Annotated in this window: 21 protein-coding genes; 13 read left to right on the plus strand and 8 right to left on the minus strand. The window is 71.5% G+C overall.

Annotation, left to right across the window (positions count from 1 at the left end; translation table 11 throughout):
- The first annotated feature begins 3 nt into the window (after positions 1 to 3).
- Genes ACQUS8_RS13710 through ACQUS8_RS13730 form a run of 5 tightly spaced genes read left to right on the plus strand, consistent with a single transcriptional unit; the run spans position 4 to position 4830 of the window.
- Positions 4 to 1098, plus strand: coding sequence for a Gfo/Idh/MocA family protein (locus ACQUS8_RS13710; RefSeq protein WP_435102050.1), 1095 nt, complete (start codon positions 4 to 6; stop codon positions 1096 to 1098).
- 5 nt (positions 1099 to 1103) lie between these two features.
- The gene (locus tag ACQUS8_RS13715) at positions 1104 to 1931 is read left to right on the plus strand and encodes a DUF362 domain-containing protein (RefSeq protein ID WP_435102052.1); all 828 of its coding nucleotides are present in this window, start codon (positions 1104 to 1106) and stop codon (positions 1929 to 1931) included.
- A complete protein-coding gene (locus tag ACQUS8_RS13720; protein WP_435102054.1) occupies positions 1928 to 2893 on the plus strand; it encodes an SDR family NAD(P)-dependent oxidoreductase in 966 nt (321 codons plus the stop codon). The genes ACQUS8_RS13715 and ACQUS8_RS13720 overlap by 4 nt, the downstream gene beginning before the upstream one ends.
- Before the next feature lie 49 nt (positions 2894 to 2942).
- Positions 2943 to 4007: a hypothetical protein gene (locus tag ACQUS8_RS13725; RefSeq protein ID WP_435102056.1), complete on the plus strand. Its 1065-nt coding sequence runs from the start codon at positions 2943 to 2945 to the stop codon at positions 4005 to 4007.
- Between the two features lie 40 nt (positions 4008 to 4047).
- A complete protein-coding gene (locus ACQUS8_RS13730; RefSeq protein ID WP_435102058.1) occupies positions 4048 to 4830 on the plus strand; it encodes a methionyl-tRNA formyltransferase in 783 nt (260 codons plus the stop codon).
- Between the two features lie 67 nt (positions 4831 to 4897).
- Here ACQUS8_RS13730 and ACQUS8_RS13735 read toward each other — a convergent pair whose 3' ends face one another.
- Genes ACQUS8_RS13735 through ACQUS8_RS13750 form a run of 4 tightly spaced genes read right to left on the minus strand, consistent with a single transcriptional unit; the run spans position 4898 to position 9016 of the window.
- The gene (locus ACQUS8_RS13735; protein WP_435102060.1) at positions 4898 to 5557 is read right to left on the minus strand and encodes an HAD family hydrolase; all 660 of its coding nucleotides are present in this window, start codon (positions 5555 to 5557) and stop codon (positions 4898 to 4900) included.
- 60 nt (positions 5558 to 5617) lie between these two features.
- Positions 5618 to 6607 carry a Gfo/Idh/MocA family protein gene (locus ACQUS8_RS13740; RefSeq protein ID WP_435102062.1) on the minus strand — a complete coding sequence of 330 codons (990 nt, stop codon included), beginning with the start codon at positions 6605 to 6607 and terminating at the stop codon, positions 5618 to 5620.
- Positions 6604 to 7710, minus strand: a complete 1107-nt coding sequence (locus tag ACQUS8_RS13745; RefSeq protein ID WP_435102064.1) for a DegT/DnrJ/EryC1/StrS family aminotransferase — start codon at positions 7708 to 7710, stop codon at positions 6604 to 6606. Before ACQUS8_RS13745 ends, ACQUS8_RS13740 begins: the two co-directional genes overlap by 4 nt.
- A gap of 40 nt (positions 7711 to 7750) precedes the next feature.
- On the minus strand, positions 7751 to 9016 hold the full coding sequence (locus ACQUS8_RS13750; protein WP_435102066.1) for a glycosyltransferase family 4 protein: 1266 nt from the start codon (positions 9014 to 9016) through the stop codon (positions 7751 to 7753).
- Between the two features lie 34 nt (positions 9017 to 9050).
- Here ACQUS8_RS13750 and ACQUS8_RS13755 point away from each other — a divergent pair, with 34 nt between their 5' ends.
- From ACQUS8_RS13755 to ACQUS8_RS13780, 6 genes are all read left to right on the plus strand, one after another.
- The gene (locus ACQUS8_RS13755; protein WP_435102068.1) at positions 9051 to 10619 is read left to right on the plus strand and encodes an oligosaccharide flippase family protein; all 1569 of its coding nucleotides are present in this window, start codon (positions 9051 to 9053) and stop codon (positions 10617 to 10619) included.
- Between the two features lie 63 nt (positions 10620 to 10682).
- Positions 10683 to 11012: a hypothetical protein gene (locus tag ACQUS8_RS13760; RefSeq protein WP_435102070.1), complete on the plus strand. Its 330-nt coding sequence runs from the start codon at positions 10683 to 10685 to the stop codon at positions 11010 to 11012.
- Between the two features lie 62 nt (positions 11013 to 11074).
- Positions 11075 to 12493, plus strand: coding sequence for a sulfatase-like hydrolase/transferase (locus tag ACQUS8_RS13765; RefSeq protein WP_435102072.1), 1419 nt, complete (start codon positions 11075 to 11077; stop codon positions 12491 to 12493).
- A 55-nt stretch (positions 12494 to 12548) separates the two neighbouring features.
- A complete protein-coding gene (locus ACQUS8_RS13770) occupies positions 12549 to 14477 on the plus strand; it encodes a class I SAM-dependent methyltransferase (RefSeq protein ID WP_435102074.1) in 1929 nt (642 codons plus the stop codon).
- Positions 14474 to 15724: a nucleotide sugar dehydrogenase gene (locus ACQUS8_RS13775; protein WP_435102076.1), complete on the plus strand. Its 1251-nt coding sequence runs from the start codon at positions 14474 to 14476 to the stop codon at positions 15722 to 15724. Before ACQUS8_RS13770 ends, ACQUS8_RS13775 begins: the two co-directional genes overlap by 4 nt.
- 82 nt (positions 15725 to 15806) lie before the next feature.
- On the plus strand, positions 15807 to 16040 hold the full coding sequence (locus ACQUS8_RS13780; RefSeq protein ID WP_435102078.1) for a HalOD1 output domain-containing protein: 234 nt from the start codon (positions 15807 to 15809) through the stop codon (positions 16038 to 16040).
- Here the strand turns inward: ACQUS8_RS13780 and ACQUS8_RS13785 are convergent.
- The gene (locus ACQUS8_RS13785; RefSeq protein WP_435102080.1) at positions 16037 to 17260 is read right to left on the minus strand and encodes a glycosyltransferase family 4 protein; all 1224 of its coding nucleotides are present in this window, start codon (positions 17258 to 17260) and stop codon (positions 16037 to 16039) included. The two genes, ACQUS8_RS13780 and ACQUS8_RS13785, sit on opposite strands and share 4 nt — an antisense overlap.
- Entirely contained in the window at positions 17257 to 18369 is a 1113-nt protein-coding gene (wecB, locus tag ACQUS8_RS13790) for a non-hydrolyzing UDP-N-acetylglucosamine 2-epimerase (RefSeq protein WP_435102082.1), read from the minus strand. The genes ACQUS8_RS13785 and wecB overlap by 4 nt, the downstream gene beginning before the upstream one ends.
- A gap of 106 nt (positions 18370 to 18475) precedes the next feature.
- On the opposite strand from wecB, the gene ACQUS8_RS13795 reads away from it, so the two are divergent.
- Entirely contained in the window at positions 18476 to 19444 is a 969-nt protein-coding gene (locus ACQUS8_RS13795; RefSeq protein ID WP_435102084.1) for a glycosyltransferase family 2 protein, read from the plus strand.
- Here the strand turns inward: ACQUS8_RS13795 and ACQUS8_RS13800 are convergent.
- Both ACQUS8_RS13800 and ACQUS8_RS13805 read right to left on the minus strand, forming a co-directional pair.
- Positions 19441 to 19917: an ArsR/SmtB family transcription factor gene (locus ACQUS8_RS13800; RefSeq protein ID WP_435102086.1), complete on the minus strand. Its 477-nt coding sequence runs from the start codon at positions 19915 to 19917 to the stop codon at positions 19441 to 19443. The genes ACQUS8_RS13795 and ACQUS8_RS13800 overlap by 4 nt on opposite strands.
- Before the next feature lie 123 nt (positions 19918 to 20040).
- Positions 20041 to 20739 carry a DUF7344 domain-containing protein gene (locus tag ACQUS8_RS13805; protein ID WP_435102088.1) on the minus strand — a complete coding sequence of 233 codons (699 nt, stop codon included), beginning with the start codon at positions 20737 to 20739 and terminating at the stop codon, positions 20041 to 20043.
- 278 nt (positions 20740 to 21017) lie between these two features.
- Between ACQUS8_RS13805 and ACQUS8_RS13810 the strand changes: the two genes are divergently transcribed.
- Positions 21018 to 21947, plus strand: coding sequence for a DUF1616 domain-containing protein (locus ACQUS8_RS13810; RefSeq protein WP_435102090.1), 930 nt, complete (start codon positions 21018 to 21020; stop codon positions 21945 to 21947).
- The last annotated feature ends 15 nt before the right edge of the window (positions 21948 to 21962 follow it).

The raw sequence follows: 21962 nt of genomic DNA on the forward strand, positions 1-21962 counted from the left end.
GGCATGCCCGAACCGACAGCGGTCGCCGTCCTCGGCGCCGGCCACATCGGCACGGTCCACGTCGAGTCCGTGCACGCGATGACCGGAGCGCACGTCCGCGCAGTGGCCGACCAGATAGCGGGGAACCGCGAGCGCGCCCGCGAATGCTGCGGCTGTGCGACCTACGCCGACTACGAGGCGCTCCTCGCCGAGGAGGCGATCGATGTCGCCGTCGTCGCACTCCCGCCGTTTTTGCACGCGGACGCCGCCATCGCCGCCGCCGACCACGACTGCCACGTCTTCGTCGAAAAACCGCTCGCTCCGACGAGCGCTGCCGGCGAGCGAATCCTCGACGCCGCCCGCGATGCGGGCGTCGCCGTCGGCGTCGACCACACGCTGCGCTACATGCCGGCGATGCGCGAGCTCAAGCGCCGCTACGACGACGGCGCGTTCGGCCACGTCCCCATCTGTCGCGCCACCCGCGTCAACGACGGCCCGTTCGGGTCGCCGCCCGACGGCAGCGAGCCGTCCGCGTGGAAACTCGACCCGGACGCGACGGGCGGCGGCGCGCTCATGGACCTCGGCGTCCACCTCTTCGACGTCCTGCGGTGGTTCTTCGGCGACGTCGAGGTGGAGCATGCGACGTTCAGCCGCCAACTCGACGTCCCCTACGAGGACACCGCCACCGTCGTCACCAGCACCGAGGCGGGGACGACGGCAACACTCGACTGCGGATTCTTCCAGCGCGAGGACCCAGAGGACGTCACGCTCGACGTCCGCCTCGACGGCGTCGCCGGGACGGGCCGGCGCGCCGACCACGCGCCCGACGACCAGATACGGCACGCCGCGCGCGAAGCCGTCGGGAACGTCGCGCGACACCTCACCGGTCGCGACCCCGAGCCGTTCACGCCCACCTACTACTACCGGGCGCACTTCGAGGCGCTCCGGTCGTTCGTCCGCGCGGTCCGGGTCGGCGAGCACCCACCCGTCAGCGGCATCGACGGTCTCCGCGCGGTCGAACTGGTGGAGGCCGCCTACGACGCGGGCGACGGCGACTGGCCGCACGCACCGGACCCGAGCACGCGGGAGCGCACACCGACGCGCCCACGGGGTGAGTGAACGTGATGACGGTCCACGCCCGGCGCGTCGCGGACGCTGACGACCCACCCGAGACAGCCATCGAGACGCTCCTCGACGCGACGGCGCCGACGCTCGGCGGGCGCGTGCTCGTCGTCCCGGACACCCACCATCCCTACCACCCGACGACGGGCGCGGTGACGAACCCCGTCGTCCTCGACGCCGTGCTGACCCACCTCGACGCCGCCGGCCACGACGTCCGCGTCGGCGTCACCGACGCCCGCGCGGCCCGGTTCGTCGGCGTCGAGCGCGTCGCCGCGCGCCACGACATGCCCGTCGTCTCGCTCGCCGATGCCCCGACGCACACGGTCACGCCGGACGGCGCCAGTGAGCGCGTCGCCGTGCCCGCACCGCTCGTCGAGGACAGCGTCGTCGCACTCCCGACGCTCCGGCGGGACGACGGCGGCGACGGGAGCGGTATCGCCGGCGTGGGCGCGCTCTGTGCGCGCGCACTCGGCCACGACTCGCGGGCGCTCGCACGGACGACGGTGTCGCCCGCGCTCGCGATACTCGACGCGACGTACACGCTCGGCGCGGACGCCCACGAGTCCGGTGTCGTCGCCGCGAGCACGGACGGGCGGGCGCTCGACGCCATCGCCGCGGACGCTCTCAACGCGACGCCACCCGACGGCGCCGCGACCCCGACGGTCGAGGGGATGGCGCCGGGCGCGCTCGACCGGGCCGTCACGGACGAGGCACCCGCGTCGGCCGCGACGGGCGACGTGCTCGCGGCGTGCTATCGGGCGTACGCGCGTTTCGTCGGCGATGCGGTGCCGCCGCAGTTCCAGCGTGACGCGACGGAGGGCGAGCGATGACCGACGACGTCCTCGTGACGGGCGGAACGGGATTCATCGGCCGGCACCTCTGCGAGCGCCTCGCCGCGGACGGCTGTCGCGTCGGCGTCCTCAGCCGTCGCGCCGATCCCCCAGACGCGCTCGCGGGCGTCGTGGCCGACTGGCACACGGGGGACGTGCGCGACGCCGACGCCGTCGCGGAGGCCGTCGCGGCACACGAGGACGTCTATCACTTCGCCGGCGTCGGCCTCGCCGACGCCGACCCCGACACCGTGCGGTCGGTGACCGTGATGGGCACCCGGAACGCCCTCGACGCCTGTCGCGAGCACGACGCGGGGCGCGTGGTGTTCGCGAGCACGGCGGGAACGCGACGCGCACCCGGACGGACGCCCGCGACGGAGGCGGACCTCGCCCGGCCCGTCGGCGCCTACCAGGAGGCGAAACACACCGCGGAGACCCTCGTCGCCGAGTACGTCGCGGCCGGCGGGGACGCCGTGACCGTCCATCCCTCGTCGGTGGTCGGACCGGGCGACGAGCGCTTCACCGGCCGCCTGCTCGGCGCCGTCACCGGCTCACTACCGTTCTCGCTCCCGGGCGGCGTGAGCTTCGTCGGCGTCGAGGACGTCGTCGCGGGCACCGTCGCGGCGATGCGCGGCGGGCGTCGCGGCGCACACTACCTCCTCGGCGGCGAGAACCTCACCTATGAGGAGGCGCTCACTGTGCTCGCGGACGCCGCCGACGCCGACCCGCCGAGCGTCGTCCTGCCACCGCGACTCGTGCGCGCCGCCGGCCCCGTTGCGGGTGCCGTCAACGCCGCGCTCGGCACGCGCTTCTTCCCCGTAAACCGGCGGATGGCCCGCCTCGCGACCGAGACGCTGTTCTGCGACTCCACGCGGGCGCGCCGCGACCTCGGCTACGACCCCGCGCCGCTCGCCGCGCACGCCGACGCCGCCGTCGAATGGTGGCGCGAACGCAAGGCGTAGCGGGTAGGTGACGCCTTACAATAGGGTGTGCGTCCCTCGCTCAGCGCACATGCGCCTCGCGTTCTTCACCAACACTCCGGCGCACGTCCACCTCTACCGGAACGCCGTCGAGCGCCTCGACGACGCCGGCCACGACGTCCGCGTCTTCGCGCGCGACTACGGCTGTACGACCGCGCTCCTCGACTACCACGACCTCCCCTACCAGCTCTACGGCGAGGTGTCACACTCCCAGTTCTCGCTCGCGCGCGAACTCCCGAAGCACGCCCTCCGGATGTATCGCGCCGCGACGGCGTTCGACCCCGACCTCGTCTTCGGGATGGGCCTGTTCGCCACCGTCACCGGACGCCTCACGGGGACGCCGTCGGCGATCGTCGTCGACTCCGAACCCGACCCCATCGACCACGCCATCTCCGGGCGGCTCGCGCGCTCGCTCGTCTCCCCGCGCGCCTTCCGGAAGGACCTCGGCGCGAACCACTACCGGTTTCAGGGGTTCAAGGAGTGTGCCTACCTCCACCCGGAGGTCTTCGAGGCCGACCCGTCCGTCCGCGAGGACCTCGGCCTCGAATCGGACGAGCGCTTCGCCATCGTCCGCTTCAACGGCTTCGGCGCCCACCACGACGTCGGCGAGTCCGGCATTCCCGCCGAGCGCCGTCGCGACCTCCTCCGACGCCTCGGCGAGCGCGCGACCGTGCTCGTCTCGGACGAGGGCGGCGATCTTGACCTCGCCGACCTCCCCGCGCGGCGCTTCGATGTCGCGCCCGCACGCCTCCACGATGCGCTCGCGGAAGCCGACCTGCTCGTCGCGGACACCCAGACCGTCGTCACGGAGGCCGCACTCCTCGGGACGCCCGCGGTCCGTTCGAATTCCTTCGTCGGCGACGACGACATGGGGAACTTCCACGAACTCGCGGACGCCGGCCTCGTCCGCAACGTCGCCGACCCAGAGCGCGCCGTCGAGACCGCCGTGTCGCTCCTCAACGACCCCGAAACCACCGAGCGCTGGGCGGCGCGTCGCGACGACTACGTCGCGGACCTCGTGAACCTCACGGACGTCATCGTCGCGCTCGCCGAGCGCCGGGGGCACGCCGAAACCGTCGCCGGCCTTGACGCCTAGCGAGCGCATAACAACGGGCGTCTCGCTGGTTCTCGGAGGTATGATTCGCATCGCGTTCTTCGGAAGCCACGACCTCGGCGTCGCCTGCCTCGACCGACTCCGCGCCCACGAGGACGTCTCGGTCGACCTCGTCGTCACCTACGCGGCCGACGCCGACACGTGGTGGGACGCCTCCGTTCGCGAGTACGCCGAATCCCACCTCGACTGTCCCGTCCTCCCACTCGCCCGCGAGGCTGAGGTCCTCGACTACGACATCGACTACCTCCTCAGCGTCTACCACACGAACGTCCTCGGTCCCGAACTCCTCGACCATCCCGACGAGGCGGCGCTCAACCTCCATCAGGCCGAACTGCCCCGGTATCGCGGGAGCAACGTCTTCAGCCACGCCATCATGAACGCCCGCGAGGACGACTACTGGCAGTACGGGACGACCTTCCACGTGATGGCGGAGGACGTCGACGCCGGCGACGTCGTCGCGCGGAGCTTCGTGGACATCACCGAGGACGACACCTCGCGCTCGCTCTACGAGAAGACGACCGAAGCCTCCATCGAACTGTTCGAGGACGCCCTCCCACTCCTCGTCGAGCGCCGCGTCGCGGACGCGCGCACCCCGCAGACGGCCTTCGACGGTCCACGCTACTTCTACAGCAAGGACAGCCTCGACGGCACGAAGGAGATTCCGGCCGAGCGCCTCGGCGACCCCGCGCACGCCGACGCCGTCTACGACCGGATTCGCGCGCTCGACTTCCCCCCACACGAACCCGCCTACACGCGTCTCGACGGGCGGAAGGTCCATCTCACGACCGGGCGTCACGGCGACTGAGCGAACGGCGTCGCGACTGGGCGACGCGTCTCCGCGGCGGCGTGCAACGACGCACCGAGACGGCGTGTCAGGGCGTAACGATGTCGTGGAGGTCGTCGAGCGAGTCGATGTCCCAGGTCGGCCAGACGTTCAGGTCCCAGCTGTCGCGATGGGGCCGGCGGATGAACGCCGAGTCGATACCGGCGTTCTCGGCGGCCTTGATGTCCGACTCGTTGTCGCCGACGAAGAGCGCGGACTCCGCGTCGAGGTCGGCGAGCGCGCGCTCGATGTAGTGGGGGTTCGGCTTGCGGAGGTCGAGGCTCTCGATGGTCTCCTCGCGGCCGTAGGCGGTGTCGAAGAGGTCCGAGAGGTCGAAGTGCTCAACGAGGAAGTCCACCGTCTCCTGCTGGTTCGAGCTGACGATGCCGATGTCGGCCTCGAGGTCCGCGAGCGTCTCCACGTCGTCGTAGGGCGTCTTGCGGCCCGCGCGCGCCTCCTCCTGCTGGGCGCCGGAGAGCGTCCGGTCGCGCGTGCGCCAGAAGGTCTCCGGGTCGAGGTCGTAGGCGGTGCAGACGGCGTCGACCCGTTCGGGGGTCGCGCCGACGGCCATGTCCTCGACGTGGTCGGGGTCCGGGTCGGTCACGCCGAACTGCGCGAACGTCTCCGCGGCGGCGTCGTGGAGGACGTCGAATCGCGTGCGACCGACGAGGACACCGTCGTTGTCGAAGACGACGGTATCGTAAGTCATACTTTCAGTAGCGCGTCCGGAAGGATAAACGTCGCGTTGCGCTGGGGCGGGGGTCGCCCCTCAGAGGTCGATACCGGCACCGCGTTTGTCGGCGGCTTGCGCGGCGTCCAGCAGATCGACGGCGCGCGCACCCACTTCGCCGGGCGCGCTGAACGTCGCGTCGCCGCGCGCGGCATCGACGAACTCCGCGACTTCGGCCTTCAGCGGTTCGCGCTGCGGGAGTTCGTGGACCTGCTCGCCCTCGTCACGCCGGCGGACGGCGCCGTCGTCGCGGTAGAAACGCGAGTCGTAGATTTCGAGGGTGGTGTCCTGGAGGTAGTCGACGTACGCGGTGCGCTCGGAGCCGACGGCGACGAGGTGGCGTTCCTTCCCGAAGACGGGGACGTGCCAGGAGACGCTGACGTGGCCGGTGACGTCGCCGTACCCGAGGAGGAGCGTTGCCGTCTCGTCCACGTCGTCGCGGACGAAGGAGTCGAGGCGCGCGCTCACCTCGGTGGGGTCGCGGCCGAGGAGGTAGCGGTAGACGTCGACGTCGTGGACGGCGAGCGAGTGGAGCGCGCCAGCGGTCTGTCGGGGGACGCGGAAGGCGAAGCGGTTCGAGGAGAGGTAGCGCAAGTCCCCGAGGTCGCCGCGCTCGATGCGATGCTTCAGTTCGCGGAGCGCGGGGTGGAAGCGGAAGATGTGCCCGACGCCGAGCGTCCGGTCGTGGCGGTCGGCAGCATCGACGATGCGCCACGCGGTCTCGCCGTCGAGCGCGAGCGGTTTCTCCACGAGGAGGTCGAGGCCGTCCGCGAGGAGGTCGGTCGCGACGGGCTCGTGCGTCGGCGACGGCGTGGCGACGGTGGCGGCATCGACGCCCATAGCCGCGAGGTCGGCAGTGTCCGTCACGTAGTCGAGGCCGAACTGGTCGGCGATGGACGCGGCGCGGCGCTCGTCGACGTCGCAGACGACGACGCCGTCCACGGGACTGTCCGGGTCGTCGCGGAGTTCGGTGGCGACGCGGACGTGGTTCTCGCCCCAGTAGCCCGTCCCGACGACGGCGTACTTCACCGTGCCACCCCGTAGTGCTCGCGGACCGCCGCGCAGACTCGCTCGACCTCGGCGTCGCCGAGGCCGGGATGCATCGGGAGCGAGACGATGCGCTCGACGAGACGCTCCGTCGCGGGGAGGTCCGGGGTCGCGTCGAGGTGCTCGCGGACTGCCTCGTGGCGGTGTGCGGGCGTCGGGTAGTGGACGCCGGTGTCGACGCCGTGGTCGTCGAGCGCGTCGCGAAACGCCGGCCGGTCATCGACCTGCGCGACGTAGAGGTGGTAGACGTGCTCGGCGTCCGCGCGCTCCGTGGGGAGCGAGACGGCCTCGACGTCGCCGAGGCGCTCGCGGTAGTGGGCGGCGACTTCCCGGCGACGGGCGTTCCACGCGGGGAGGTGTGCGAGTTGCTCGCGGCCGACCGCGGCACCCATCTCGTCGAGGCGATAGTTCAGCCCGAGCGCGACGTGCTCGCCGGACGCGTCGCGGCCGTGGTTGCGGAGGTGGCGCGCGCACTCGGCGATATCCCCGTCGTCGGTGACAAGCATTCCACCGTCGCCGCCGACGGTCATGTTCTTCGTCGGGTAGAAGCTAAAACAGCCGACGTCGCCGAGGCTGCCGGCACGCTCACCGCGGTAGGTGGCGCCGTGGGCCTGGCAGGCGTCCTCGACGACGACGGCGTCGTGGGCGTCCGCGACGGTGTGGATGGTGTCCATCGCGGCCGGCTGGCCGTAGAGGTGGACGGGGAGAATCGCGTCCGGGTCGCAGTCGGCCGCGGCGATGGCGAGCGCGTCCGGGTCCATCGTGTACGTCTCGGGGTCGACGTCCACGAACTGCGGCTCGGCGTCGAGACTGAGGACGGGGCTGACGGTGGCGAAGAAGGTGTGACCGGGAACGAGGACGGTGTCGCCTGCGCCGACGCCCGCCGAGCGGAGCGCGAGCAGGAGCGCCGCCGTCCCGCTGCTCACCGCGACGGCGTGCTCGGTGCCACAGAACTCCGCGAACGCCGCCTCGAACGCCTCCGCACGCGGCCCTTTCACGTGCCGTCCGGAGCGCAGCGCCGCCGTCGCGGCCTCGACCATCGCGTCGTCGACGGCCGGTTGTGCGACCGGAATCTGGTCTGGCATACCCGGTGAGTCGGCGGAGACCGGCTTTGTTATCCGTCAGTTAAAGGCCCGCATAGACCGAGCGCAGGCGCTCGGCGTCCCGCGACCAGTTGTGGACGGCGTCGACGGCGTCCCGGCCGTTCGCCCCGAGGCGGGCGGCGCGTTCGGGGTCGTCGGCGAGCCGGAGCAGTGCGTCGGCGGTGTCCGCGGCGTCGCCCGCCGCGACGACTTCACCGGCGTTCGCGCCGCCGACGATACGCTGGAGCGGCGGGACGTCCGAGGCGAGGACGGGCACGCCCATCGCCATGTACTGGAAGAGCTTGTGCGGGAGCGTCGTCGCGGTGTGCGGCGTGTCGGCGTGCGGGACGAGGCAGACGTCGCTCGCGGCGGCGAATGCAGGGACGTCCTCGAAGTCCACCCAGCCCGTGACCGTCACGGCGTCCGCGATGCCGCGTCGCTCGATGCGCTCGCGGAAGCGCTCGCCGTAGCGCTCGGTACCGGGCGCGCCGACGAGGACGAGGCGGGCCTCGGGCACCTCCTCGAGCAGGGCGGGGAAGGCGTCCACGACGGCTTCGAGGCCGCGGTGGGGCGCCCACTTCCCCGTATAGGTGACGAGGAACTCCTCGCCGGGGTCGAGGCCGTTCACGACGAGCGGCTCGGGCGTCTCGCCACGAGCGACCGTCTCGCGGTAGCCGCGCGCGTCGAACGCCGAGCGGTCAACGGTGTTCCCGACGACGTGGACGCGGCCCGGCGGGGCGCGACAGTCCGCCACGTAGTGCTCGCGGCCCTCCACGGCGGGCGTCAACACCGCATCGACGCCGTGGACGGCGCGGCGCTCGATGCGCTTCCAGCGCCGAATCGGCTGGAGGGCGTACTCGCCGAGGCGCGGGAGCGACGTCAGGACGTCCCGCGTCGTGTCCATCCGGCGCCACTGGCGGACGGCCTCCGGGTAGTTCTCGTGGAGGTCCGCAACCACCGGGACGTCACGCTCGCGGCCCACCCGGACGCCCGTGTGGACCATCGGCAGGTCGTGAATGTGGAGGGCATCCGGATCCCAGTCGGTGACCGTCTCGCGGAGGGCGGCCGCCCATGTCGGGTGGACGTTCGTGAGGAGGTGGCGCAGCGTCTTCGGGTAGCGCGTCCGCGGGTCGGGGTCGTGCGGGACGCGCACGACGTCGATTCCCTCGACGGTCTCGCGACGTGGCCGGTCGGGTTCCGCCCGGCAGAGCAGGCGGACGTCGTGGCCGCCGGCGCGGAGCGCGCGCGCCTCCTTCTCCACGCGGACGTCCGAGGGGAACTCCTTCCAGAGGAGCATGCAGACACGCATCGTGGCGGTGAAGAACAGTGCGACGGGGATAGTTATGGAGTGGATAGGGCGCTCGGCGCGTTATCCCGGATATAACGAACTACACGCCGAACACATCGAGAGACGATGGACGGACTCGTCGGCGCGGACGTGGGACTGGGAAGCGCCGCGGACGGAGACGGTGGCCGCGATGGGTGACGGCGGCGACGGCGACGACGTCGGGGGTGCGAGTCTCGCGCTGTTCGCCTCGCGAATCGTCACGCAAGCCATCGGCTTCGCGGCGCTCGTCTACTACGCGCGCGAACTCGGCGCGGCGGCGCTCGGCGTCTTCTTCACCTTCGAGACGGTGGTCGCCGTCCTCGGCATCACCTCCGAGTTCGGCGTCTCCGGCGCGGTGACGAAGCGGATGAGTCAGGCGACGAGCGGCGTCGAGCGCGGGCGCTACCTCACGGGCGCGTTCGCCCTCGCGTGCGTCCCGTTCGGCGTCGTCACCGTCGGCGTCGTCGCCTTCGGCCGGCGCCTCGTGAACTACGTCGGCCTGCCCGAGGTCGTCCCGCTCCTCGTGCTCGTGCTCGCGGTCAACCTCGGCGCGCAAGTGCTCATCTCCGCGCTCCGCGGGGAGCGCCGCGTCGCCGTCACCGCGTGGGTCGGCCTCGCCGGCCAGCTCGTCCGCGTCGCTGTCAGCGTCGGCCTCCTCCTCGCGGGCTTCGGGCCCGTCGCGCTCGTCTACGGCATCGCCGCCGCGAGCATCACGCGCTCGGCGACGGCGTTCGGCCTGCTCGACACGACGCCGGCGCTCCCCTCGCTCGCCACCGTCCGCAGCCTCTTCGACTTCTCGAAGTACACCGCGGGCATGGAGGCGAGCGACCTCGCGTACAACTGGGCGGACACGCTCGTCCTCGCGGCGTTCGCGAGTAAGGCCGTCGTCGGGACGTACGAGACGGCGTGGAAGCTCAGTTTCGTCTCGCTGCTCGCCGCGAACGTCATCGGCATCGCGCTCGCGCCGAACGTGACGAACTGGCACGAGGCCGGCGAGACGGAGAAGGTCGCGGCGGCGTTCCGCCACGGCGTCACCTACTCGCTGCTGTTCGTCATCCCCGCCGTCGCGGGCGCCGCCGTCCTCGGGGACGAGGTGCTGCACGCGCTCTACGGCTTCTCCGCGGGCGCCGCCGTCCTGCTCGTCCTGCTCGTCGGACAGCTCGCGCAGGCCGTGAAGAACGTCTCGCAGAACGTCCTTTTCGGCGTGAACCGCCCGGAGGCGGTGTTCTGGACGAACGCCGTGACGGTCGGCGCGAACGTCCTCCTGAACCTCGCGCTCGTCCCGCAGTTCGGCGCCATCGGCGCGGCGGTCGCGACGCTCGCCACCGCCACCGTCGCCGCCGTCGCCCAACTCCACGCGCTCCGCTCGTCCATCCCGCTCTCCGTGGACGCGCGCGCGGTCAGCTGGCAGGTCGTCGTCGCGGGCGCCGTCGCGGGCGTCCTCCTCCTCGCGCGCCCCCACGTCGAGGCGACGACGGCGGGCGTCTTCGCGCTCGCCGGCCTCGCCATCGCCGTCTACGGTGCGGGCGTCCTCGTCCACGGCGGGATGCGGGCCCGGCTCCTCGGCGCGACGCCGTGGGGGTGAGATGGCAGCACAAGTGACAATTCATATGGACAACTATTTACTGTGCATCTGTGACGTCGTCCCGTGAAGCGTCAGACGCTCGTCGTCCTTCTCGTTCTTCTCACCGTCGCGTTCGGCGCCGGCGCCGCCACCCTCCACGTCGAGGAGACGGTGCCCGAAAACACCGGGGGCGACGCGGTCCGTCTCAGCGTCGTCCCCGTCCAGACGGCGGTGCCGGCCGACGAGACGACCGCCTTCGCCGCCCTGACGCCCGCCCAGCAACGCGTCTTCGAGTACGCGCTTCCGGGCGGCTACGTCGAGGTCACGCACGACGCCGTCGAGACGATGGGGCTCCGGGAGGGGCACGTCCGCTATCGGAACACCACCTATCGCGTCGTCGTCGCCACCGCCTGAGGACCTGTAAGGGACTCCATACTAATGGCCCGTCCGCGACCAGCATCGAGCGTTCCGCCCCCATGTCCCGCAACGTCGTCGTCTGCTGTCTCGACACCGTCCGGCAGGACTACTTCGCGCGCTTTGCGCCCCGCCTCCGCGAGCGCGCGGCCCTCAGCGTCCCCGGGTGTCGCGCCGCGAGCGGCTGGAGCGTCCCCAGTCACGCCTCCATGCTCACCGGCCGCCTCCCCCACGAACACGACGTCCACACGTACGCGCCGCGCTTCGACACGCTCGACGTCGCGGACACCGTCTTCGGTGACCTCCCCGACCACCGCGCCATCGGCGCGAGCGCGAACGTCTACGCGGGGTCGGCGTTCGGCTTCGGCGCGCTCTTCGACGACTTCGTGGACGTCTCGCGCGACCACCGCTTCGTCGACGGCCTCAACGCGAGCGCGTTCGTGGACGACCACCCCGAACCCGGCCTCGGACGCTATCGCGACCTGCTCGTCGCCGCCGCGAGCCACGAAAATCCCCTGCCGAGTCTCGCGAACGCCGTGTGTCTCGCGCTCGACCAGTCCGTCGAAACCGGCCTCCTCGCGGGCGTGCCGACGCCGTTCGACGACGGGGCCGCCACGCTCACGCGGGCGTTCGGCGACCTCGCCGACGCATCGGACGAACCGTTCGTCGGCTTCTGCAACTTCATGGAGGCCCACGAGCCCCACCGCGACACGCTCGGCTACGACGACGAGCGCTACGACGTCCCGCGCGGGTGGCGCTCGACGCTCGACCCCGGTACGGTCGCCACCGCTGACGGCGACGTCGAGGCACGCCTCGAGCGCTATCGCTCGACGTACGGCGCGGCCATCGAGTACCTCGACCGGCGGGTCGCCGCGTTCGTCGACGACGTGCGCGCACGGACGGAGCGCGAGACGACGGTCATCGTCACCGCCGACCACGGCGAGAACCTCGGGTCGGCCACCGACGGGGGCGCGCTCGGGCACGTCACGAGTCTCTCCGAGGGGATTCTGAACGTCCCGTTCCTCGTCATCAACCCGCCGACGGGCTACGCGGCCGACGCGGGACGCGGACGACTCTCGCACTGCTCGCTCCGCCGTCTCGTCCGCGGGTTCGCACGCGACGAGACACCCGAGTTCGAGAGCGACGACCGGGTCGTCGCGGAAGTCGTCGGGCCGACGCCCGGCAACGACGAGTTGATCGAGGACGCGCCCGAGCGCTGGGACCGCGGCCTGCGCGCCACCTACGACGGCGACCGGAAGGTCGTCTGGGACGACACCGGCGACGTGAGCGCCTACGACATCGACCCGGACCGGCCGTGCTGGCAGCGCCGCGTCCCCGGCGACGCCGACCGGCCGCCGGCGAGCGCGCGGCGCTTCGACGGCCCGCTCGAGGACTACCGCGAGCGAGCGATGCGCGCGGGCGGCGAGCGTGAGGTGTCGGCGGCCGTCGCCGAGCGCCTCGACGACCTCGGCTACCGCTGAGCGGCCCTTACTCGCTCCATAACTAACCCCGCGTGCGCCGACAGTTCGGGCAACTGTGCGGAACAACGTCCTCGAACGCTGGGTGCAACAGCCACCCGCCGAGCCGAACGTCCAGTATCTCCGCGACGCCGAGCGGATTCACGCGTGGGAGCAACTCGGCGAGCGCGACGCGGTGCTCGATGTCGCCTCGGAGGCGAACGTGACGAAGGGCCTTGAGGCCGACTCCGTGACGCGCCTCGACTTCTCGGCGGCGTCCATCGACCACGCCCGCGACATCCTCGGCGACACCGTCGAGCGCTACGAGTGGGTGGAGCCCGGCGAGCCCGCGCTCCCCTTCGAGGACGACGCCTTCGACGCCGTCGTCTCTATCGGGCCCTACGACTGGAAGTTCCTCGACATCGAGGCGATGACCGCCGAACTCCGGCGCGTCACGGCGAGCGACGGCAAGTTCGTCTTCTCGGTGCCGACGCCGCGATCGCCCTACTCGGTCCGGAACGGCAACGAGTTCCGCTACTTCGAGCCGTCGGAGGCGCGCGGCCTCCTCTCACCCGACTGGGCGCTCGTGGACTACGACCTCGTCTTCCAGTATCCCTTCTACACGCATTACGGGCTGAACTGCGTCCCCGACCGACTGCAGGAGCCGTTCGTCTCCGCGGCGTGGACGCTCACCGACTACCTCACCGAGTACGACCGCTGGGACGACGCCGCCTACCTCGTCCTCGGCGCGCAGCCGATGGGGTACGCCGAGTATCTCGACGACGCGCTCGACTGCCTCTTCCGGCCCGTGTCGGAGAACGGTTTCTGGAGTACGGACGAGGGGAAAATCATCCGCGCGCTCGAGTACGACGTGGAGAGTCGAGACGAACCGTCGTTCTCGTGGTCGCGCGAGCACCACAACGAGTGGCGCTACGCGCCGTTCGCGCTGATGGGCGCGATGCAGTGGCGGGCGTCCGGAGAGGCGAGCGACGCCTACGACGCGAAACTCCGCGCGGAACTCGAGCACTTCCGCGGCCTCGTCGAGGACGGCACCATCGAGCGCGAGATGCCGAGTTATGGCGTCGGCCCACTCACCGAGTCGTTCGCGCTCGCCGCCGACGTCTACGACGAGGCGTACGAGGACGTCGCGTACACGCTCTACGAGGACTCGCCGGACCCCGAGGCGTTCACGGAAGCCGAGGACGCCCTGCTCGCCTACGGCTGGGCGACACTCGCCGACGTGACGGCTGACGACGACCACTACGACGAACTCGAGGGCGCGCTCGACGACGCGCTCTGGGCGATAAACGACCGCATCTCCGCGGAAGGGCTGTTCGCCTTCGACGGCGGGACGACGCGGCGCCACCAGAACCAGATGTACGCCCTCTGGGGACTCTGTCGCGCCATCGAGGCCACCGACCGGCCGGGCTACCTCTCCAGCGCCGAGCAGGTGCTCGACTACACGGTCGAACACCGGATGCGGGAGAACGGCGCGTTCGTCTGGGAAGACGTCTCGCGCACTCGCGAACTGAAGCGCGAGGCCGCCAAGCGCGCGGGCTTCCGGCCGCCACACTGGGACTTCCTCTACGCCTGCCACCAGACGTTCTTCGTGAACGCCGTCGCCACCTACTACGCCGCGGGCGGCGAGAACGACTACGACGAGGAGGTCCGCCGGGCGATGGAGTGGATATACGGGGCCAACGAACTCGACGCAGACCTCGTGGAGTTCAGCGGCCTCGGCGTCCCGATGCGCCAGTGTACGGTCGATGGCCGCATCGACGTCGCGGATCAGACCTACAAGGGCGCCTACGAGGTCGGCTCCTACCTGATGGCGCTCACGAACCTTCTCGACGGGCCGTTCGAGCCGCTGGGCGAGCGCCGCGAGCGGGGCGCACTCGCCGGCCACCGTGGACGGACGGGCGAGCGAGCGCGCACGAGCGAGGGGAAGACGAACAGCAGTGAGACGCGACAGCCGGCGAGCGTGCGCCCGGACGGGGGGGAGCGATGACCGTCGCCGTCTACGGCCTCGGGCACATCGGCCTCCCGACGGCGCTCCTGCTCGCGCAGGACCACGACGTCGTCGGCGTCGATGTCGACCCGGAGCGCGTCGCGAACGTCCGCGCGGGCGACCTGCCCATCGACGAACCCGGCGTCGACGACCTCTACGCGGACGTGCAGGGGAGTTTCCGCGTCACCACCGAGCCCGAACCCGCGGACGCGCACGTCATCGTCACGCCGACGCCGCTGGAGGAGGCGACGGACGTCCCGGACCTGCGCGCCGTCCGGTCGGCCGCCGAGTCCGTCGCGGACGTCCTGCGCGCGGACGACCTCGTGGTGCTGGAGTCGACGGTCCCACCCGGGACGGGCGAGGGCCTCGTCATTCCCATCCTGGAGTCGAGCGGCCTCGACGCCGGCGAGTTCTCCTACGCGCACTGCCCGGAGCGTGCGATTCCGGGCCGGACGCTCGTCGAGATGGTGGAGAACCACCGTGTCGTCGGCGTGCTCGACGACAACTCGCTCGACCGGACGCTCGCGCTCTACAGTTTCGTCGAGGGCGAGGTTCACGCGACCGGCGTCGCGTCTGCGGAGTTCGTGAAGCTGATGGAGAACACGCATCGCGACGTGAACATCGCGCTCGCGAACGAGTTCGCGCGGATGGCCGAGGAGCTCGGCGTGGACGTCCACAAGGCGCGCGACCTCGCGAACGAACACCCGCGCGTCGACGTCCTCCGGCCGGGCCCGGGCGTTGGGGGCCACTGTATCACCGTCGACCCGCAGTTCCTCGCCCAGCGCGTCGGGAGCGACCGCCTCATCTCGCTCGCGCGCGACGTGAACGAGTCGATGGTCGGCCACGCCGTCCGCTCGGCGACAACCCTACTCGGGGAGCCGCCGGCGACGCTCACCGTGCTCGGCGTCGCCTACAAGGGCGGCGTCGCGGACACCCGGCGGACGCCCGCGCTCCCGCTGCTCCGGCGCGCACAGAACGCCGGCTACGACGTCCGCGTCCACGACCCGCACGTCGAGTCGTTCGCCGTCGACCCCGAGCCACTGGCCGACGCCGCCGCGGGGAGCGACTGTCTCGCGGTCGTCACCGACCACGACGCCTACGAGTCGCTCGACCCGGACGCGCTCGCCGAGCGGATGGCCACGCCCCGCCTGCTCGACACGCGCAACGTCGTGGACGCCGAGCGGTGGCGCGACGCCGGCTTCACCGTCCGCACGCTCGGCGACGGCACGAGCGACCCCAGTATGTGAGGCCGCGTTTCGAGCGGCGAGTCGGTTCGGTGCTAAATAGTGAGGTAGTACAGGAATACGCCCGGAGGGTGTATCTACTGTTGTGAACGACGACGGAGCCATCGGTCGGGCTGTCGTGCGGGCCGTCGCCGAACGTGAAGGCGTACCGGTCGAGGAACTGAGCCAGCCGCTCTACGAGGTCGTCGACCCCGAAGCGCTCGACGCGCTCTTCCGGGCGAACACCGGCCGTGCGTCCTTCGAGTACGCGGGCTACCGCGTGACCGTGACGCACGACGGGCGCGTCGACATCGACGCCCGCTCGGCGACGAGCGACTAGACCGAGTAGACATCGCGCAGGACGGCGGCGTCGCGCGCCCAGCGGTACTCCTCCTCCACGGCGGCGCGCGCGTTCGCGCCGTGGCGGGCGGCACGCTCGGGATTGTGGGCAAGCGTCGCGAGCGTGTCCGCGAGCGCCGCGTCGTCGCCCGGCGGCGTCACCGCCCCAGCATCGGCGTCCATGACGACCCGGCGCAGCGGCGCGAGGTCGGAGACGACGACCGGGACCTCCATCGCCATGTACTGGAAGAGCTTGTGCGGTATCGTCGTCTCCGTGTGCGGCGTCGCGGCGTGCGGGACGAGGCAGGCGTCGCTCGCCGCGAGATAGCCGGGGACGGCGTCCCGTTCGACCCAGCCCGTGAAGGTCACGCGCTCCGTGACGCCGCAGTCGGCGGCGAGCGCGCGCAACGCCTCGGCGAGCGGGCCGTCGCCGACGAGGAGTAACTCGACATCGTCGCTGTGCGTGAGCGCCCGTATCGCCGTCTCGAGTCCGCGGTGCGGGCCGAAGCCACCGACGTACGTCGCGGTGAACGCGTCGTCCGACGTGACCGAGTCGCGGGCGGCGGCGCGCTCGGGGTCGAAGTCGTCGCGCGCGACGGTGTTGCTCACGACGGACACGTCGGCCGCGTCGAGGCCGCAGTCCGCGACGTAGTGCTCGCGGGCCTCCTCGACGACGGTGAGGACGTGGTCGACGCCGGCGAGCGCGCGGCGTTCCCGGCGCTTCCAGCGCGAAATCGGGACGAGCGCGCGCTTCAGCGCGACGAGCGGCGCGTCCATGACCGCGGGCGCCTCGCGGCGCCACTGCCGGACGGCCTCCGGGTAGTTCTCGTGGAGGTCCGCGACGACGGGAATCTCGTGGCGGCGCGCGGCGAACGTCGCGGTGCGGACGAGCGGCAGGTCGTGGACGTGCAGCGCGTCGGCGTCGGTGCGCGAGACGACGTGCTCGACGGCGGCCAGCCAGCGCGGATGCACGCCGACGGCGACATCGATAGCGGCGCTCGCGACGTTCGCGGCGCGCTTGACGGGTGTCTCGCGACGCACGCGCTCCACATCGACGGCCACCCCGTCGATGGCGACCGTCTCGCGTGTCGGCGCGCTCCCGTCGCCCCGGCAGAGCACTGTGACGTCGTGCCCGTCGGCGGCGAGCGCTCGGACCTCCTTCTCCACGCGGACGTCCGGCGGGAAGGAGTCCGGGAGGACCATGCAGACGTGCTGGCTCATAGCGCCGACGCGACGACGGCCGCGATGCGCTCGCCGGCGTCGCCGTCACCGTAGAGGTCGCGCGCGCCGCACATCGCGTCGTGGCGCGCGTCGTCGGCGACGATGGCGTCGAGCTGTGTGGCCACCTCGTCCGGTTCGACGAGGCGGTTCACGCCCGCCTCGACCGTCTCCGGGCGCTCCGTGCTCGGGCGGACGGTGAGACAGGGCGTCGAGAGGACGGACGCCTCCTCCTGGACGCCGCCGGAGTCCGTCGCGACGGCCCGCGCGTTCGCGAGCGCGTCGAGGAAGTCGAGGTAGTCGAGCGGGTCGCAGGGGACGAGCGACCCCGAGAGTTCGACGTCGAGGGCGGCGACGGCGTTCTCGGTGCGTGGGTGGAGCGGGAACAGGACGGGGTAGTCGCGCGAGTCGAGGGCGTCGAGGAGCGTGCGGAGGCGCTCCGGGTCGTCGGTGTTCCGGGGGCGGTGGGCGGTGGCGACGGCGTACTCGCCGGCGGTCAGGTCGTAGTCGTCGAGGACGGTGGATTCGCGCGCGGCGATGGGGCGGTGGTCGCGGCAGGCGTCCACGACGGTGTTCCCGACGACGTGGACGCGCTCGTCGATGCCTTCGGCTGCGAGGTTCGCAGCGGCATCGGGAGTTGGGGCGAACGCGTAGTCGGCGACGCGGTCCGCGAGGACGCGATTGATTTCCTCCGGCATCGAGCGCTCGCCGCTGCGTAGGCCGGCCTCGACGTGCCCGAAGACGGCGTCGCACTTGCTGGTCGCGACGGCCGCCGAGAGGACGGCGTTCGTGTCGCCCTGCGCGAGGACGGCGGCGGGGTCGCGGCGTGCGATGGCGTCCTCGATGCCGACGAGGGCGTCGCCGGTCTGGACGGCGTGGCTCGCGCTCCCGACATCGAGGCGCACGTCCGGTTCCGGGAGGTCGAGCGTGCGGAAGAACTCGCCGCTCAGCTCCGCGTCGTAGTGCTGGCCGGTGTGGAGGACGGCGGGCGTCAGACCAGGTGTCGCCGCGACGGCGCGCACCACCGGCGCCGTCTTGATTATCTCGGGGCGGGTGCCGAGCACGAACAGGACTTCGGCGTCGGACACCGGCGCGTCGGCGGGAGTCGTCATCGCGCGTCGCTTCGCCCACGCGAGGGTTTAGTATGCGCCGCCTTCGGCGTGGGCGCACGGGTTAGCCCGCCGTTTACTATCGACGTCGGCGCCGTCGCCTCCAAGAATGGCGCTGGTGAGCGCACTCATTCCGACGTACAATCGCGCGTCGTTCGTCACGGGAGCCGTCGAGACGGTACTCGCGCAGACCCACGACGACGTCGAGGCCGTGGTCGTCGACGACGGGTCGACGGACGGGACGCGCGAGGCGCTCGCACCCTACGCGGACGACGAGCGCGTCACCGTCCGCTCGAACGACCGGAATCGCGGCATCGCCTACAGTTTCAACCGCGCCGCCGACCTCGCGTCCGGCGAGTTCTATTGCATCCTCGGCGACGACGACCGGTGGCACCCGGAGAAGGTCGAACGCCAACTCGCCCGAATGCGCGAGCGCCCCGACGATGTCGGCGTCGTCTACACGGGCGGCGTCATCACCGCGAACGGGCGGGTGACGCGGCGCTACACGCCCACGCAGCGCGGCGACATCTACCCGGAGATACTCGCGGCGTTCACCCTCCACCCGCACTCCGGCCACATGATTCGGCGCGAGGCGTTCGAGGCCGTGGAGGGCTTCGACACGTCGTTCCCGCGCGGCGTCGACTGGGAGATGTGCGTCCGGCTCGCCCGCGAGTACGAGTTCGACTACGTCGCCGACCCGCTCGTGGAGCGGACGCGCCACGGCGACAACGTCTCCGCGGAACCCGAGCAGGTGACGGTGAACCGGCTGCTGTGGGAGAAACACGGTGACGCGATGCGCGACCACCCCGAGGTTGCGCGGCGCTTCCGCGGGAACTGGGCGCGCAACCGGACGTACAGCGCGCTCTCGGCGGGCGAGTGGGGGACAGCGCTGCGCGCGGGCGGCGAGGCGCTCCGCCACGACCCGCGGGTGGCGAACGCGGCGGCGTTCGCGCTCGGCCTCGGCGGGCCGCCGGTGTTCGCGGCGGCGGTGCGGGCGCGCCGTGGGGTCGCAGCGCTCCGGAGCACGCTCGACGGGACGGCCGACGCGGACATCGAGGGCGGCGAACTAGAAACCTAGAAACCGTCGCTGGCGGTGAGGAACTCGAAGAACTCCTCATCGACGGTGAGCTCGAGCTCGACGCGCTGGGTTTCGCGTTCGAACGTCGCGTACTCGACGTCGACGCGGGATTCGATCGACTGGAGGGTCGAGCCGACGCCGTCGGCGTCGTTCAGCGAGAGGGCGAACTCGCCGTCCTCGAGGGCGACGGAGACGGTGTCGAAGGTCGTGCGATATTCGGTGCCGTCGGTGGCGACCGGCCAGTTCGCGGGCTCGATGAGTCCGAGGTCGCGGAGTTCGGAGAGGCGCCGGTAGACGGTGGACTCGGAGACGTCGCAGGTCGCCGCGAGTTCCCCGACAGTCGGCGTCTCACCGTCGGCCGAGCGGAGGATTTCGCGACACGTCTCGTCGCCGAGCGCGTCCAGTACCGCGACCGTGTTGGCGTCCTCCGCGGCCGAGTCGCCACCCCCTTGTTGGCTAGGTTCGGAAGACATACAGCTCGATATCGAGCGTCTGGATTAAAAATATATCTGCCAGATGGTGAATACATGGCCGTTCGGGCGGCGAAATCCGAACCGGTGCTGCGGAAACGCATCGAGGAGGGCGTGCCGAACCGACTAGCGGGGCGTATCACCGGCGACGGCGGCGACGGCGGTGGCGACGAGCGCCAACACGGGTGTCGGCACTCGGCGGAGCCCGGGCGCGTCCGAGAGGCTCACGAGGCCGACGGCGAGCACGGCACCCGCGAGTCGGCGGGCGTCGAGGCCGTCGTCGTGCCGCGGCTCGAACGATCCCGGGAGTGACGCCGGCGACACCGCGTCGTCGCTGGCGCTCTCGCTCCCGCGGTCGGCGTGAACGGCCGTACGGCCGTCCAGGACTGCCTCGTCGTCCTGGTCCGTGGCCGCCGACTCCGCGTCGCCGGCCGGCGGGTCGAGGTAGGAGTCGAGTTGCGCGGCGGCGTCGAGGCGTTCGACGTCGCCGCGGTGTTTCTCGAAGTCAACGACGCCGGCGTCGTCGAGCTTCGGCAGGTGACACTGGTAGAGGCCGATGTAGACGCGCTTTCGCTGCGCGGAGGAGAGTTCGACGACCTCGATGTCGTTCTCCTTCGCGGCGATGCGCTCGGCGAGGTCGCTCAGCGTGGACTCGCCGTCCTCGCGCAGGTAGCGCAGCGCGTCGCGGCGGCGCTGGTTCTTCAGCAGCTCGAACATCTCGTCCTTCGAAAGCGTGGACGGCGCCTCGTCGGACGGCGGTGCGTGCGCATCGAGCACGGACGCCCTCGATGGTTCGTCGTGGGTCGGGTGGTCTTCGCTCATCATTGCAGTGGAGTGTTGACGTGAGCAGGCGGGCCCCCCTCGCTCACGCGACGACGGTGCCGGCAACGGCAGTTCCCCCCGGCCATATCAGTCCCCGAGCCGACGCCGATAGAAGCTTTCTCTCACTCGCATTGAATGAAATATGCTCGCACACACTGCGAACGTTCGACACGGTGAGTGGCCGGCGCCGCCGCTCGCATGGCCGTTATCGCGTCCATAACGAAATCCGCGACCCGCCGAATGAGGGACATGTGCGACGCACCGACCCAGGGGAGCGCGCCGTGAGTCGCGCTCGCGCTCCGACAGTCGCCGCCGTCTCGCTCACACTCGCATCCGCCGGCGTCCTCGCGCCGGACGGGGCGCTCAGGCTCGCGCTCGCTCTCCCACTCCTCTGTGTCCTCCCCGGGTACGCGCTCACGACGCTCCTCTACCCGGCGTCGAGACGGGACGCCGACGCCGCCGCGCTCACGCCGGCACGCCGGGTGGCGCTGTCGCTCGCGTTCAGCCTCGTCCTCGTGCCGCTCTGCGTGCTCGGCGTTTCCACGCTCGGGCTCGCGCTCGACCGGGTGCCGATACTCGCCGCCGTCGTCTCGCTCACGCTCGGCCTCCTCGCCGCCGGCGCGTCTCGCCGTCCCGACCCGTCCGCGGACACAGGCCGTCTCGCGAACGCTCGTGACCGTCTCGGCGCCGGCTCGCGCGCCGATACGGCGTTCCGAGTGGCCGTCGTCGCCGCCGCCGGACTCGCCGTGTCGGCGCTCCTCGTCGGTGTCGTCGCCCCACACGACGGGACCCAGTTCACGGAAGCGGCGCTCCTCACCGCGGACGCGTCGGGCGACCTCTCGGCGGGCGATTACCCAATCGAGGGGGACGCCGGGGGGACCGACCCGCTCGTCCTCCGCCTCCAGAACCACGAAGGGGAGACGCTCGACTACGGCGTCGTCGAGCGCTGCCAGCGCGTCGGCGCGAACGGCACCGTCCACGCGTCGCGTGTCCTCGCACGCCACGACGCGCACCTCCGGGCGGGCGGGACGGCGACCATCGAGAACCTCTCGACGTGCGCGCTCGCCGGCGAGCGCGTCCGCCACGTCGTCTCCGTCTACCGGGACCGGGCGAGCGGGGACGCCGCGCTCGCCGACGACTACCGGACGCTGACGCTCTGGGTGCGAACGCCGAACGCGACGGCGAATACGAGCGCGACGGCGCCACGGTAGCGCGGAAAGGCACTC

This window comes from Halarchaeum sp. P4 (assembly GCF_051195175.1).
GTDB lineage: Archaea > Halobacteriota > Halobacteria > Halobacteriales > Halobacteriaceae > Halarchaeum.